Annotated in this window: 14 protein-coding genes, 1 riboswitch and 1 other annotated feature; of the genes, 6 read left to right on the forward strand and 8 right to left on the reverse strand. The window is 36.4% G+C overall.

What is annotated here, in order from left to right; all coding sequences use genetic code 11:
- Window positions 1–46: 46 nt before the first annotated feature.
- On the reverse strand, window positions 47–436 hold the full coding sequence (locus BJ095_RS15580; protein ID WP_107936929.1) for a hypothetical protein: 390 nt from the start codon (window positions 434–436) through the stop codon (window positions 47–49).
- 565 nt (window positions 437–1001) lie between these two features.
- A riboswitch (SAM riboswitch) is annotated at window positions 1002–1112 on the reverse strand.
- A 153-nt stretch (window positions 1113–1265) separates the two neighbouring features.
- On the opposite strand from BJ095_RS15580, the gene BJ095_RS15585 reads away from it, so the two are divergent.
- Complete coding sequence (locus tag BJ095_RS15585; protein WP_107936931.1) at window positions 1266–1895, forward strand: glycerol-3-phosphate acyltransferase; 630 nt, start codon at window positions 1266–1268, stop codon at window positions 1893–1895.
- Window positions 1896–2097: 202 nt separating this feature from the next.
- Window positions 2098–2832: an oxygen-insensitive NADPH nitroreductase gene (gene nfsA / locus BJ095_RS15590; RefSeq protein ID WP_107936933.1), complete on the forward strand. Its 735-nt coding sequence runs from the start codon at window positions 2098–2100 to the stop codon at window positions 2830–2832.
- Window positions 2833–3098: 266 nt separating this feature from the next.
- Here the strand turns inward: nfsA and BJ095_RS15595 are convergent, their stop codons facing one another.
- A complete protein-coding gene (locus BJ095_RS15595) occupies window positions 3099–4793 on the reverse strand; it encodes a hypothetical protein (RefSeq protein WP_408056963.1) in 1695 nt (564 codons plus the stop codon).
- A 133-nt stretch (window positions 4794–4926) separates the two neighbouring features.
- Here BJ095_RS15595 and BJ095_RS15600 point away from each other — a divergent pair, with 133 nt between their 5' ends.
- From BJ095_RS15600 to BJ095_RS15610, 3 genes are all read left to right on the forward strand, one after another.
- Entirely contained in the window at window positions 4927–5580 is a 654-nt protein-coding gene (locus BJ095_RS15600; RefSeq protein WP_107936937.1) for a lysoplasmalogenase, read from the forward strand.
- A gap of 28 nt (window positions 5581–5608) precedes the next feature.
- Entirely contained in the window at window positions 5609–6838 is a 1230-nt protein-coding gene (pepT, locus tag BJ095_RS15605) for a peptidase T (RefSeq protein WP_107936939.1), read from the forward strand.
- Between the two features lie 142 nt (window positions 6839–6980).
- Complete coding sequence (locus BJ095_RS15610) at window positions 6981–7946, forward strand: DMT family transporter (RefSeq protein WP_107936941.1); 966 nt, start codon at window positions 6981–6983, stop codon at window positions 7944–7946.
- Between the two features lie 169 nt (window positions 7947–8115).
- Here BJ095_RS15610 and BJ095_RS15615 read toward each other — a convergent pair whose 3' ends face one another.
- Entirely contained in the window at window positions 8116–8544 is a 429-nt protein-coding gene (locus BJ095_RS15615) for a DUF4395 domain-containing protein (protein ID WP_107936943.1), read from the reverse strand.
- Window positions 8545–8666: 122 nt separating this feature from the next.
- Here BJ095_RS15615 and BJ095_RS15620 point away from each other — a divergent pair, with 122 nt between their 5' ends.
- Complete coding sequence (locus tag BJ095_RS15620) at window positions 8667–9383, forward strand: Fe-S oxidoreductase (protein WP_235867687.1); 717 nt, start codon at window positions 8667–8669, stop codon at window positions 9381–9383.
- A 66-nt stretch (window positions 9384–9449) separates the two neighbouring features.
- Here the strand turns inward: BJ095_RS15620 and BJ095_RS19470 are convergent, their stop codons facing one another.
- The 5 genes from BJ095_RS19470 to BJ095_RS15640 all read right to left on the reverse strand — a co-directional run bounded on the left by BJ095_RS19470 (window position 9450) and on the right by BJ095_RS15640 (window position 13349).
- Window positions 9450–9827: a hypothetical protein gene (locus tag BJ095_RS19470; RefSeq protein WP_306460163.1), complete on the reverse strand. Its 378-nt coding sequence runs from the start codon at window positions 9825–9827 to the stop codon at window positions 9450–9452.
- 9 nt (window positions 9828–9836) lie between these two features.
- Complete coding sequence (locus BJ095_RS19475; RefSeq protein ID WP_328589003.1) at window positions 9837–10427, reverse strand: alpha/beta fold hydrolase; 591 nt, start codon at window positions 10425–10427, stop codon at window positions 9837–9839.
- A gap of 122 nt (window positions 10428–10549) precedes the next feature.
- Window positions 10550–11767: an MFS transporter gene (locus BJ095_RS15630; RefSeq protein ID WP_107936947.1), complete on the reverse strand. Its 1218-nt coding sequence runs from the start codon at window positions 11765–11767 to the stop codon at window positions 10550–10552.
- Window positions 11768–11914: 147 nt separating this feature from the next.
- Window positions 11915–12180, reverse strand: a binding site (T-box leader).
- A gap of 78 nt (window positions 12181–12258) precedes the next feature.
- The gene (locus tag BJ095_RS15635) at window positions 12259–12603 is read right to left on the reverse strand and encodes a hypothetical protein (RefSeq protein WP_107936949.1); all 345 of its coding nucleotides are present in this window, start codon (window positions 12601–12603) and stop codon (window positions 12259–12261) included.
- A gap of 92 nt (window positions 12604–12695) precedes the next feature.
- On the reverse strand, window positions 12696–13349 hold the full coding sequence (locus tag BJ095_RS15640; protein ID WP_107936951.1) for a hypothetical protein: 654 nt from the start codon (window positions 13347–13349) through the stop codon (window positions 12696–12698).
- Window positions 13350–13954 lie beyond the last annotated feature (605 nt).

Here is a 13954-nt window from a genome sequence, read left to right on the forward strand (position 1 = left end):
AAATCCATTACTTGTCTTGGGAAAGTGAATTTTAAATGGGAGAATACTAGGATGCTTTCTTTAAAGAGATTTTACAAATTTTATTAATTACACTGTTAACAATCAGTGCTTCTTTTGCTGTAAAAACGGGCACGCCATACGTACGCTGAACAAGCTGAAATTGTCCATATTCTAGATGCCACTCTTTAGCAGGTAATGTTAAATGCTGATTACCAAACTCCTCGTATGCTTCGAAAATGTCTTTTACATAGTAATTACTTTCTGAAAAAGATGCTGTTTCTTCTTTGAAAGCACTATGTCCAAAGGTCTTATACCAAAGCATATCAACCACAGCCAATAAACGCTGAAGAGAATGCGAGTTTATAAACGCACCTTTTTCATTTAATTCATATATAAAATATGCTGCAATATTTTGCGCACTATAGATGTTTCCCATTTTACAACTCTCCCTTTCTAAGTAAACAAAAGTCAAACCTTGTTTAACTACGCATCCTGCAAGTGGTAGATTTTAATTCCGACAATTCTTCTCTATATTAACTAGTATACGAACTAAAACCTCTTAAGTCAATAAAACAAATTAATTTACTTGGTTTTAATATTTTTTGCTGCCCAATGATTGGCACGCTTCCTAAATCGGCCGTGAAAACCATCCTTTTCACAAATGAGTTAAAGGTACTTTCATCTAACCAATTTAGTTATTTTCGCTAATGAATGCGATATTTTTCATAAACTTCACAAATGAGTGATTTTACCATAATTGCTGGTTGTCCACGCAAATGAAGCGTATTTTGACAATGCAAATGGTAACGCAGGGATGAGCTGCTTTTTAGATCTTTGCTTTTAGTGAATTTACTTTGCTAGCCCAATGAATGGCCAAGTTATTACTTGTTTCCCCCTCCTTATTTAGAATCGATGGTTCGATCTTAACTTTGAGGAGGACTTTTTGGAAAAATAAAAAGCCCTCTTCTAAGAAGAGGGCTGCATAGCTGCAATTTTTCCTCCCCTTATCTCTCAGATCTAATCAAAAATCTGTAGGAATTAGCACCTTTGCGTAAAATACGCCGGTTGCTGGGCATCGTAGGGCCTAGTCCCTCCGCCTCTCTGGATAAAGGTATTTGATTTTATGTTCCATCGTTAAAGCTACTATAAAGTATAGTAATCTACTATGTCAAGTGTACTTTTTAATTTTTCTAATTTTTTTGATACTTCCTTTATAATCTTAGAGTATATTGTTATAAAGGGGATTACTGGAAGGGGTTTTTATTTTGCTTTATGCTAATATTATTGTTTTGTTGGCAGGTTATCTTCTGGGCTGTGTTCATGGCTCTAATATTGCTAAATTATTATCTGGCGTTAACTTAAAAGAAGTTGGACATGGAAATGCAGGCGCTTCTAACGCTACCCTATCCTTGGGCTGGAAATACGGTATTCTAGTTGCTTTAATTGACATTGGAAAAGCGATTGCGGCGATTGTATTAGTCCGCCTTTACTTAAATAACATGGAGACGTTCATTACTGAACAAGCTTCTATATTACTCTACCTAACTGGAGCGGCAGTCATTCTGGGGCATAACTTCCCTATTCACATGAACTTTCGTGGTGGAAAAGGGACTGCATCTTTGATTGGTATTTTTATCGCCCTAGACTGGAAATTGGGGTTAATTGGGGTACTCGCTTTTGTAGCCGCTTCACTTATAACAAATTATATACTAATTGGTGTTTTTGTTTTATATATAATATTCGCTGTAACTGCGCTTTTAATGGAGCCAACCATTTGGCCGTTTATAATCTCATTGACTTTAATTTTAATTGCGCTCTTTCTTCATATCGAGAACATTAAGCGTATGCGCCACGGTAAGGAACCAAAAGTTACTGCGGCTTTTAAAAAGAAGTAATCAGCGGTAACGTTTCTATTGAATGTAGCTCCCCTTTTGTGTGACTGCCGTTAAGGCTTTCTTCACAAAAAAAATACAATCTCTCATGTATCAAACGAGAGATTGTATTTTTGTAAAAATTTTTAAAATATACTAAGATTGCCTTATAGGGTACTTTTGCTCTGTAAGACTTAAAACATGCAATTTTTGGGGAGGAAATGAAATGTCAACAAAAGGATTATTACGTAGTCATTCATCTGTAAGAAAGTATACAGGTGAAGCTATTTCAAAAGAGACAGTTGTAGATTTAATCAAATCTGCGCAAATGGCAGCTAGCTCACACTTTGTACAAGCATATAGCGTTGTTTGGGTTACAGATGAAGAAAAGAAACAAAAACTAGGTGAGCTTTCAAAAAACGATTTCCAATTCCAAACAGCTGGTGCTGCTTTTCTATTCTGTGTAGACTTTAAACGTCTTCAGGTTGCGGGACAAAAACACGGTGTCGACATTGTTGCTGATAGTGCCGAGAACGTGCTAGTGGGAATTGCAGACGTTGGCATTTTTGCTCAAAACTTTGTAATCGCTGCCGAAGATGCAGGCTATGGTATTTGTTATATTGGCGGTGCTCGAAACAATCCACAGGAAATTAGCGAGCTATTTAACCTACCTGACTATGTGTTCCCTCTCTTTGCGATGACAATCGGGACACCAACAAAACGAAATGAAACGAAACCACGTCTTCCAGTAGAGGCTATTCTACACGAAAATGGGTATGACGTTGAAAAATACGATACGTTACTTGATCAATACGATACAACAATGGAAGAGTACTACGCTAGCCGTAGCTCAAATCAAAAAATAGCTAACTGGACGAAACAAATGGCCGACTTCCTTGTTGAACAAAGAAGACCACATATTAAAGAATTCCTAGCTACTAAAGGCTTCAACTGGAAATAAAATAAAGAGGGTGACACCAAAGGCAATTTAACCAATTGCCTTGGTGTCGCTTTTTTATTTAGTACATGGGAAGATTTTGTGTAGAGTGGAGCAGAATCTAGCGACTTTTTGCCATAATCTAGCCAGTTCGAGAAATATTCTAGCCACTTTTCTTAATAATCTAGCCACTCTCTCCATTAATCTAACAACTTCAAAATTTCCGCCTAAACCTCACACAACTTGCACATAAAAGCCCAAACCAGGTGAGGTTTGGGCTACTATCTAATTTACTGTGTGACAATATCTTCAATCATAATTTCTTTAACAGGAAGGAATTGCTCTTTCGTCGCATAATACGTAATTACGACATGGTCACCTTCTTGTAGATAGATTGCTAATGGTGCATTCTGTGAGCTAATTGTAAAGTTTTGCCCCGTGTTTAGCAGGAACGACACGACTGTGTAATCACCGACACGTTCCTTATAGACACGAAGTACATCGCCAGAAATGGTAGCTTCCTCAGAATTCGAAGTACCATCCACTGTTCCACCACCACGACTTAGGGCAGTTCGATATTGCTTCAACGCATCGTTTGGTGTTGTACCAAATGCTGAGATTTCAGGATTTGCAGCCGAAACAATAAAGTAGTTTTGCAGGAATCCATTCGAATCCAGAACCGGTGCTAGCCAGCTTGCTTCTCCGTAGAAGTTATAAAGAATTGGCATTTCACCTTCCCACTCTTTTTCGATGAATTTCTTTTCAATGATATCTAATGCCCCTCTTGAATCCATGTATGATTCTTCAAGGTTACCTGTATAGTATGTGGATTCCCCTGAGCGAGCATCTGTTAAAGCATACCCTAGCATCGAGTCCACTCCCTCTTTCGGACTTGTAAAGTCTGTGAAGTAATACATTTCGCCATTCTCATTAAAGATTGGACTTACATTTGCTTCAGTTCCTTCATCTGAAGGCAGCTTCACATCTTTTTTACCGAATACACTATTCCAAAAACCGTGTATATAGTTTCCGAAATAGCTGTTTTGAAGACTTACCGCTTCTGGAGATACCGCGCCATCTATAAATTCAGGTACCTCATCTAAAGCTAGTACTTGAGATTCTCCAGTTGCTGCATCCACCATCACAATCCCTTTTACATCGAAACCATTACGAGCAGAGATAAATTCTCCATAAGAACGAATATAAAATGGTTTCCCTTCATCATCCACCTCAAGCTGCGGATCTCCATAGAAAATTAAGGTTGGATTTGCTAAGCGTATATGACGTTCAAGATTTTTGTTTAAATAGGCAGAGGGTACATAAGTCATCTCTGATTTTACAAATTTAGGATTATCTGTTGAATCTGTTGCGCTCATCGTGAAATAACCCGGAGTTGTTTTTCCGTTAAACCATTTGAAAAGCCCTGAAAACTCAACTGGTGCAATATAAACATATTCCCCATCCACTTTTTGAATTTGTAAATTTCCAAGCTCATAGTAGCTTGTATTTGGTACTTGCCCAAAGGCTTTTTTCATCTTATTTTGTGCAAAGCGAGGAGGGACACTTGCTGGTGTTTTTGTTTCATCGAAAGGTTCAATTTCAACCTGTTCTTCCTTTTGAGCAGATTCATACTTTTTATCTGCATTAAAGAAAGGTGCACTAAACATATAGCCAAGCAGAATTATGCTTGCTAAAAACAAAAATCCTTTAAGAGTTTGTTCTACTCCCTTAGAAGCCAGTGCCCCTATTAAAGTAATAACTGGTAATACGTATGCGAAAACTGTCCAATGCAGATCGATTTTTGTAATATAAATGATTGTAAAACCAATGACAAAGCTTGCGATTAGGACAAAGATAAACGAATTTAAAAGCTGCTTATTTGTTATTTCTCCTTTTTGTACCTTCTTTGTAAGTGGGACAATCAGAATTGTAGTAATGACCGAAGCAATTAACGCCATTATTAATGTTTGAGTCAATTGAACCATCCTTTCTCTTATATTTGTTCTACGGAATAGCTAACCATATAGTTTCATAAATATAATAAATACCAGTTTTTTCTGAAAAATAAATAGACAATATCACTCTTAGTTGTTAAATTCTATAAAAGGAGTGATGAATTTGTTACGGAAAATACATTTAGCTCTTATTATTATTTTAGGCTTATATTATGTTTTCTTTATTAATACCATTAGTGAACAATTTGTTATGTTCTTCAAATTACTGCCCATGGTACTAATCATTTTATTAGCAATACTAACCAAAGCTGAAAATGTTATTCCTTATAAAACACTGATTATCATTGCTCTAATTTTTTGCGCCTTAGGAGATTATACGATTCAATGGTTTATCATTGGTCTTATTTGTTTCTTAATTGGCCATTTGTTTTATATTCGTGCTTTTTTAACAGCAAAAGAAACAATTGCTCCCCTATGGATTACCATATGCTTAAGCTTATATGGTTTAGCCATGATGATTTGGATTGGTGGCTCTCTCATTAAAGAGGATAATATGATTCTGGCGATTGCAGTCTTTGCTTATATGGTTATCATTTTAATAATGGGCTGGACTTCCTTTAGAGCTGGGTCAAAGCCTGCAATTATTGGTGCCTTCTTGTTTATCATTTCGGACTCAATTCTAGCAATCAATAAATTTATGTTCCCAGTGGAATATTCTCATCAGCTAATTATGCTGACTTATTATAGTGCACAAATTTTAATAGCTTTAAGTATCCCAAAATATTCCGCTATTCGAAGCAAAGTGATACAATTATAACAACCAATCTGTTAGGAGGCTTTATATAATGAAAGAACAAGTGATTGAACGATTAATTCGCTATGCAAAAATCGATACTGAATCAAATCCTGAAAGCTTAACTACCCCATCTACAGAAAAACAATTCGATCTACTAAACGTGTTAAAAACTGAACTAGAAGAAATCGGACTAACAGAAGTTACTCTGGACGAAAATGGATATTTATTTGCCACTTTACCTGCCAATACAGATAAAGAAGTTCCAACAATCGGCTTTTTAGCCCATGTTGATACATCACCTGATTTTTCAGGTAAAAACGTTAAACCTCGTAGAATCGACAATTACGATGGTGGAGATATTCAGTTAAATGATGAGCTTACTATGTCTCCTGGCTACTTCCCTAACTTAAACAATTATGTTGGGCAAACACTTATTACAACGGACGGTACTACACTTTTAGGTGCTGACGATAAAGCCGGAATCGCTGAAATTGTAACGGCTATGGAATATTTAGTACAGCATCCAGAAATCAAACATGGCAAACTGCGTGTGGCTTTCACTCCAGATGAAGAAATCGGCCGTGGCCCACATAAATTTGACGTAAAAGCCTTCGGTGCTGACTATGCTTACACAATGGATGGCGGTCCACTTGGTGAATTACAATTTGAAAGCTTTAATGCTGCCGGCGTTAAAGTAACGACTCGAGGAACAAGTGTACACCCTGGTTCTGCAAAAGGGAAAATGGTCAATGCAATTACATTAGCTATTAAATTCCAAAATTCGATGCCTGTAGATGCTGTCCCTGAAAAAACAGAAGGCTACGAGGGCTTCATTCACTTAATGAGCTTTAATGGACATATCGAGGAAGCAAAACTTTCATATATTATTCGTGATCATGACCGCGAAAAATTCGAAGCAAAGAAAGCCCATTTCCTTGAAGTAGAAAAAATGGTGAAAGAAAAATTCGGTGAAGATGCTATCACTGTAGAAATTGAAGATCAATACTATAACATGCGTGAAAAAATTGAACCGGTAAAAGAAATTGTTGACATTGCATATAAAGCGATGGAAAATTTAGAAATATCTCCAATTGTTGAACCAGTTCGTGGTGGTACAGATGGCTCTCAATTATCTTATATGGGCTTGCCTACTCCTAATATTTTTGCAGGTGGCGAGAACATGCACGGTAAATTTGAGTTTGTATCCGGTGAAACAATGGAAAAAGCGTCACAGGTTATTTTAGAAATTGTTCAATTATTTGAAGCACAAGGGAAATAAAATAAAAGTTGCGAAGTGGGAACAAAGCCTTACTTCGCGCTTTTTTACATTAGATATATCGGAATATTAAGTCACCTATCATCAAGACTACTCAAATACACTTGTGACAGAGTTAAATTTGGTATGGAAGTAGGTTATTAGATTGAAGGAAATTGCTTTAGGTATACTTGCAAGCCTGTTTTTTGCAGTTACATTTATCTTAAATCACTCGATGGAATTAGAAGGTGGCAGCTGGCTATGGAGTGCGTCTTTACGTTATTTCTTTATGCTCCCCTTTCTACTAGTCATTGTGCTTTCGCGTAAAGGCTGGCAACCACTCACAAAAGAAATGAGGGCTCAGCCAACAAAATGGCTGCTTTGGAGCTTTGTCGGCTTTGTTTTATTTTATGGACCGCTCACTTATGCAGCTGCCTTTGGTCCAGGATGGATTGTTTCCGGAACCTGGCAATTTACAATTGTAGCTGGTGTTTTACTCGCTCCATTATTTATAACTGTGGTTGGGGATAAAGCCATTCGACAAAGGATCCCTGTCATTTCTCTATTAATCTCAACAGTTATTTTAGTAGGGATACTACTTATACAGATTCCTCAAGCACAATCAGTCTCTTTTGAAACCTTGATGCTTGGAATTTTACCAGTTATTGTGGCTGCCTTTGCCTATCCTTTAGGGAACAGAAAGATGATGGAGGTTTGTGGGGGCAGACTAGATACCTACCAACGAGTTCTCGGAATGACCATTGCCTCTTTACCAGCATGGATCGTCTTGGCTGTTTACGCCCTATTTACTGTCGGACTTCCATCTGGGTTTCAAGTGTTCCAGTCATTGATTGTCGGGATTAGCTCTGGGGTAATAGCAACGGTTCTATTCTTCATAGCTACTGATCGTGTTCGAGATAACCAAGGGAAGCTAGCAGCAGTAGAAGCCACTCAATCAACAGAGGTATTATTTGTCATTGTTGGAGAAATGGTGCTACTAAGCGTTCCCCTGCCGACGCCGGTTGCTTTAATAGGTATTGGCGTTATTATTATCGGGATGCTATTACACAGCTACCACACAATGCAGCTTTCAAAAACAGTAGAAAAAAAAGAGGCCGAGCTTCAACATTGAAGCCTGGCCTTTTTGGCGCCTAAACGTTCTAAATAGGGGGGAAGAACGTCTGACTTTATTTTGGAGAAAAGCACTTATCACAAAAGTAATAAGGTTTTTTGTTTATATGATAATGATAATCGTTTTCAATTAGATAGTCAACTATTTGCATAAATTTTTAGAAAACTTTTTAGGAGTGCCTTAAGCTTCGACGATACTGAAACTGTTTTATCTGGAAGAAGATAAAGCAGCCGACACAAAAGCCTAATATGGCAATAAAAGATGCAACTGCTACCATGATTGTAAATACGTAACCTACAATCGTCCATCCGGCGATGAAGCTAATAAGCCCTACCGCTAAGCAAAATACTGCAATACAGGCATTGAACTTTTGCTGTGTTATGTCTTCAGGGATATACTTCTCCCCTTCTTTTATAAGAAACACTCTAGCGATTTTCATAATCGGATTATAGTTAAACAGGATTCCCATCAAATTAGCTACAAGAGGAATTGCTAATAGCCACTCTGCTCCTGTAATCCATGTTAAAACGACAGAAAGGAAAATTGTCCATTGGTTTGTTCTTACTAATGGTCTAGGGATTGACGGTATTTGTGCCATATTAAAACCTACTTTTCTTATTAGTTTTATATATTTTATTATGATTAAGGATTTTTGTATAGCGAAATCAAAAATCTTCATCAATTTTCTTGATAGTGTTATAGTTAATGTAAAAATTGAAGGTGAAACAAATGCCTGCTCTGACTTATGATCAAATACGTGTTTTAAATTTATTCGGTGTCTTTACTGAGAATCCTGACCGCCCATTATTTACATTAGAAAATTTACATAAGGATTTTTATTTAACGGATTTTCGTAACTTGATGATGGGGATTACACAAGCGAGTACGGAAACAGCCGCAGTTTCCCACTTCAGTAGACGCTATGGAATGTTCATGGCCATGCAGTTTTATATGCTTTCTATGTATGACGAAATTTGGGATGGCAAAAAGGTAGATGTTCGCTTCAGTCTCATTAATGAGTTTGGGGTGAATACACTTGGTACATTTATAACGCCAAATGATTATCGCTTTGTTGAGGATAAGGAACGTGAGTATGTAATTAGCAAGCTTTTATATCAATGCCATGAAGTATTTCAGCAATTCCGAAAAACTACTTCAATTTCTCCACTTACATTATGGGAAAATCTTTTCGGCTATATGCTTTGGAATTATTATGAACAGCTTGAAAATCCATTGCTAGCAGACCGTGCCTTTGAGGATTTAGAAATTCTGGAGGGCACAAAAGCATGGCAGCTCTTCTCCAACAAATCCTGGTTTTATCAATACACTGGCGGTAAAAACCCAGCCGACCTTATTAATAAACCAGTAAGAAAAAGCTGCTGCTTCTCCAAAGACATTCCAGGCTTAATGCACTGTGAATATTGCCCGATGAAGTAAAGGAATCTAAAAGCAACCAAAAAATAAACAGTCTTTTGTGCAGGTTAGGTGCTGTACATGGACTGTTTATTTACTGGTTTCATAAGCCAATTTTCTTAAGTTTGAAGAGCTGATTTTTATAAGCTCGCTCACTGCCTTGCTTATTTCTTTATAGTGAGTCCAATGAAGATAATGATGCCCCTCTAAAATAACAATCTTACTAGCCGGGGAATTAGATAGCTGCGTTTCATAAAAGGTCACGCTGTTTTTCCCATTCGTGGTTTCCTTCTCTTCTTTAGTCGTGAAAAGTAAAACTGGAATACTAGAAGGGAATTTCATATTAATCGTTTTTCTAATATTATTCTCTATCTCATTGGTCTCATTTACAACTGTTTTGTTATAACCCTTCCATGCAGAAATCGCCTCGGTCATTTTCAGATTTTCTTCGGAATAGGTGCCATCCACAGCAATCGGCTAAAATCCTTCCGGATCAATATTTAGTGCAAATCTTGCAATTCCAGTAGGTGCTACATAGCTTAAGATTTCAGGCATGGTAGGTGCTGTTTCATCAAAATAATCCAACGCCTCTGGCAATGTAGGGTCGATTCCCACAATGGCTTTTTCTTCCTCAGGATATTTATTGGCAAAATACATACTATAGATTCCAGATATCGAATGGGGCATTAAGATATACGGTCCTGGTAAATTCGATTTTGTTAAAGCTATTCTAATCTCCTCAACTATATTCTCAACCGTTCTTTCTTTGTTTGTTACATCGCTCCACCCATATCCAAATGGCTCTACCACTACTACCTTGTTCGTTTTTGCCATTTCATTTATTAAAGGTTCAAAATCCAGAACAGGTGCTGCTGTTCCAAGCCCGCTCAATAATACTACTGTATTATCACCATTGCCCTTCGTATAAATGTTCATATTTTCACCATTTACATCTACTAATTCTCCGATTGCTGGATACTTTTTTTGTTCGTATGCAGTCATCAAATTACTTCCCATTACCCATATCAATAGTGCTGCGACAATAGCTAAAATAATAATCCTAAGCATCTTCCAAAATCTAAATTTCTTTTTAGTTTTCATTTTCTCTAGTTCCTCTGCTCATTTGTCTATTAATTCCATTTTATCGCAAGAGCAAAACCCCTAGTAATAAACCTGAGCAGTATTTTAGACTAGTCCTTGAGACTTACATTTTCTAAATTTGCACCCTTCCCACCATTAACAGTTTTAATAGCTATTAGTCCTAATATAAAGAAAGCAAATGAAGCAACTAATCCGACTGGGCGAATAGAGGAGAATTCTGAAGCTAAACCTGTTATTAGCGTTAATGAAATTATTAAAGCTGCTTCGATGACACTAAAAATGCTTATAAATCTTCCCATCATGTTCGTGGGTATATTATCTTGGAAGTAAGTGAGATAGCCAGTATTTCCAAACGTAACTGCAAGCCCTATTATGAATACAGCAAAACTGGCACTAACAAAGCCGTTAGCTCCATAAAACAAAACATAGCCAATTGAAGTAAATATTGTTCCGAACCCTATTAAACCAGTAACTGCAAGCTGTTTTGAAAATACTATATTTATAATTGAGCTTAATATTATTCCTGCACCAAATATACTTAATAAAAACCCATAATTAGTATCAGATATGGAAAGCACTTTTTTGGCAAATGCTGCCTCAAGAGAATCTATTGCTGTCATAAATATAATTGTGCCACTGAATAATAAATAGATCCTAGTGATATAGCTATTTCTCTTACTGAAATTAAAAATCACTCTAAAATCATTTACTACCATACCCCAAGTGGAGCCATTTACCTTAGTTTCTCTGTGACTTGAATCTACATTGGGGAGCATCATGAGAATAAGCACTGAACAGAATAACGCCACTGCATTCACATAGATAGCAGTATAAGGAGTTCCCATCCAAAATAAAAGTCCAGCAATGGATGGGCCTATTAATGAACCACAGGAGTTGAGAAAACTTCTTAGGGCATTAAAGCGTTGGCGAGCCTCTTCAGGTATCAGTTTTGTCATATAAACCATTGATGTTGGCTCAAAAATAGCACTTCCAATATTTATCAAAAATGCGAGTACATACATATAGATTAGTGACGGTGACAATGGGATTAACGCTATACAGAAGGCTCGGAAAAAATCCAACAACATCATAAGTCGACGAGTATTTATCCGATCAATTAAACTGCCTGACCATACATTAGAACAAATAGTTGCGATGGGACCCAGCATATACAACAAGGCAATCGCAAGTGGAGAACCGGTTTCATTCAATATAATTAAATTGAGAGCAATGAGGTAAACCCACCCACCAACATTAGAAATTCCGATTCCCCCTAATAGCAAGAAAGGATACTTCCATTTAGACATATACACCACTCCGATTTTATTTTTTTACATTAGAAAAACAAAACTCGACCAGTATAGGTCGAGTTGATGTCTTTTCTTATGCGGATTTCCTTTAAAACTTATACATTCCAATCCGCAAATAAAAAAACTCACCCCCAAGATATTTATCTTGGGGGCGAGTCTTGTCGCGGTGCCACCCCAGTTCACCTCCACATTACTGCAAAGGTCTTATCGAGTACGGCCCTGTGAATACATCAAATTGCGATACTCTATCTCTTTAACGTGAGAATACGTTGCATCATCATTGCTCTAAACGAGCAAATCCATTGCACAGCTCCAAGTCTTGTTTCAACAAATTTCCTATCCCTCTTTTTCAGCTGACAGAGGTCTCTGCAGATAGTACATCTGTTTACTCTTCTTTTCATAGCCTTTATATAGTTTTTTATATTCTAAATTATTTACAAATAAAAACCAACAACAAAATGGAATTTTTGGTAAACTTTAATGCCACACTACTTTATAGACTTTGCATGCCTCCTTGCAAATGTAGAAGGAGAAAACGTTACTTTATATCTCTCTTTAAGTTCATTTTTCACTCTGTTTGCAAGCTTTAATCCTTGTATATTGTGTGCTTCTTCAAGTTCAACTCCATTTGAAACGATTTTATCATTTTCCCAATCAATCCACTCTCCATATTTTAATATCCATTTTGTAAGTTCTGACTGTAGTTCAATGGAAATTGGAACATATAATATTTCAAAGTTACAAGAACATTTATTACACCAGATTGCATCAGCGCCAATATCCGCATCTACCTTTAAATCATAAGTTTCGTCACATTTACATAAATCTTTCATTTTAAATGTGCCTCCCTTTTCTTAATTATAGATATGGTATCTATAGTTTTTTTGTCCATCCTTTAAAATAGTCATTTATTCTATCCCTGAACCTACAATATACGTGCACTCTTACCATCCATTAATTTGAAATGAATTTTAGCAGTACTCCCCCATTCAATATGTTTAGGAATCCCTGATACATCTAGGATTTCATTTACTTTAACCGACCTTTTTTCATTCGCTTCTATTGTTAAATTATATGGTCCAGCTAAATTCATGAGCGACTCCATTCGAACGGCATCAGCCATCACATCTGAATCTAAAAATTCTAATTCGAATGACACTGCTTCATTGCTATGATTATGTAGTATGAAATTGCATTCACCTTTTAATTGTTCTTCTCCTATTGATTCAAAATGGCATTCTCCATTGCCATCATATGAAATAGAGTCTATGCCACTTGCTAAAGTTTCTTGGTACAATGTTATGAGAATGAGTGGAGACAATCCATATAAGACGGCAACGATTGCTACCGTTCTAAAACGATATCTCTTTAAACCTAATACGATTAAAAACAATGCTATTATAAATAAAATGGACCCAATAATTCCAAACAGAATATATCCATCTTTATAATTGATAGGGAACGTCATAAATTGCGATCGGGCGCCTATTTTCTCAGCATCTGAAATTGAAAAAGTTAAATATAAACAGATACATAAAAGCATGGCCGCACCAATAAGCGCTTCTTTACTTCTAATCATCTTTTTATTCACCACCTCAATATTAATATGCGATTATGCCAATTCAACGCTAATGGTCATATAACTCACTGTATTATTTTACCATCATTATTCTTTAAAGAAAGAAGCTTTCGTTACAGAATTGGCATAATAATTTCCCGGATCGAATTTAATTAAAGAGTTAAAATTTAGAACTGATTTTTTACTTATCCATTTGACTTTTCATAGAGAGATGGATAATTAACTAGATTTAAGGTAAGATAAATTATAAAGAAAAGAAGGAGAGATACGATGTTCGATCAATTAGCAATAGGTATTTTACAAGGTCTAGTAATTTTAACATCTGTAGTTGTAGTGATTGGAATCCCTCTGGCGGATACATTACTTCGCAAAAAATAGGAGCTCTGGACATAAGAAGAATTTTTATCATAAAGCTTCGAAAACCTATAATTAGAAACCGATACTTATAAATTGATTCAACGCATAAAAGCACAAATCAATTTAAGCTATGCAAAAAACACCATTACGTTGTGATCTGACCCAAGAAAGTTAGACATATGTAATTAAGCTGCTTCAAGGACCTGAGTTCGGTATTCCACCGGGCTTAGGTCTTTTAATTTTGCCTT

Origin of the sequence: Ureibacillus chungkukjangi (assembly GCF_003217295.1) — a bacterium.
Lineage (GTDB): Bacteria > Bacillota > Bacilli > Bacillales_A > Planococcaceae > Ureibacillus > Ureibacillus chungkukjangi.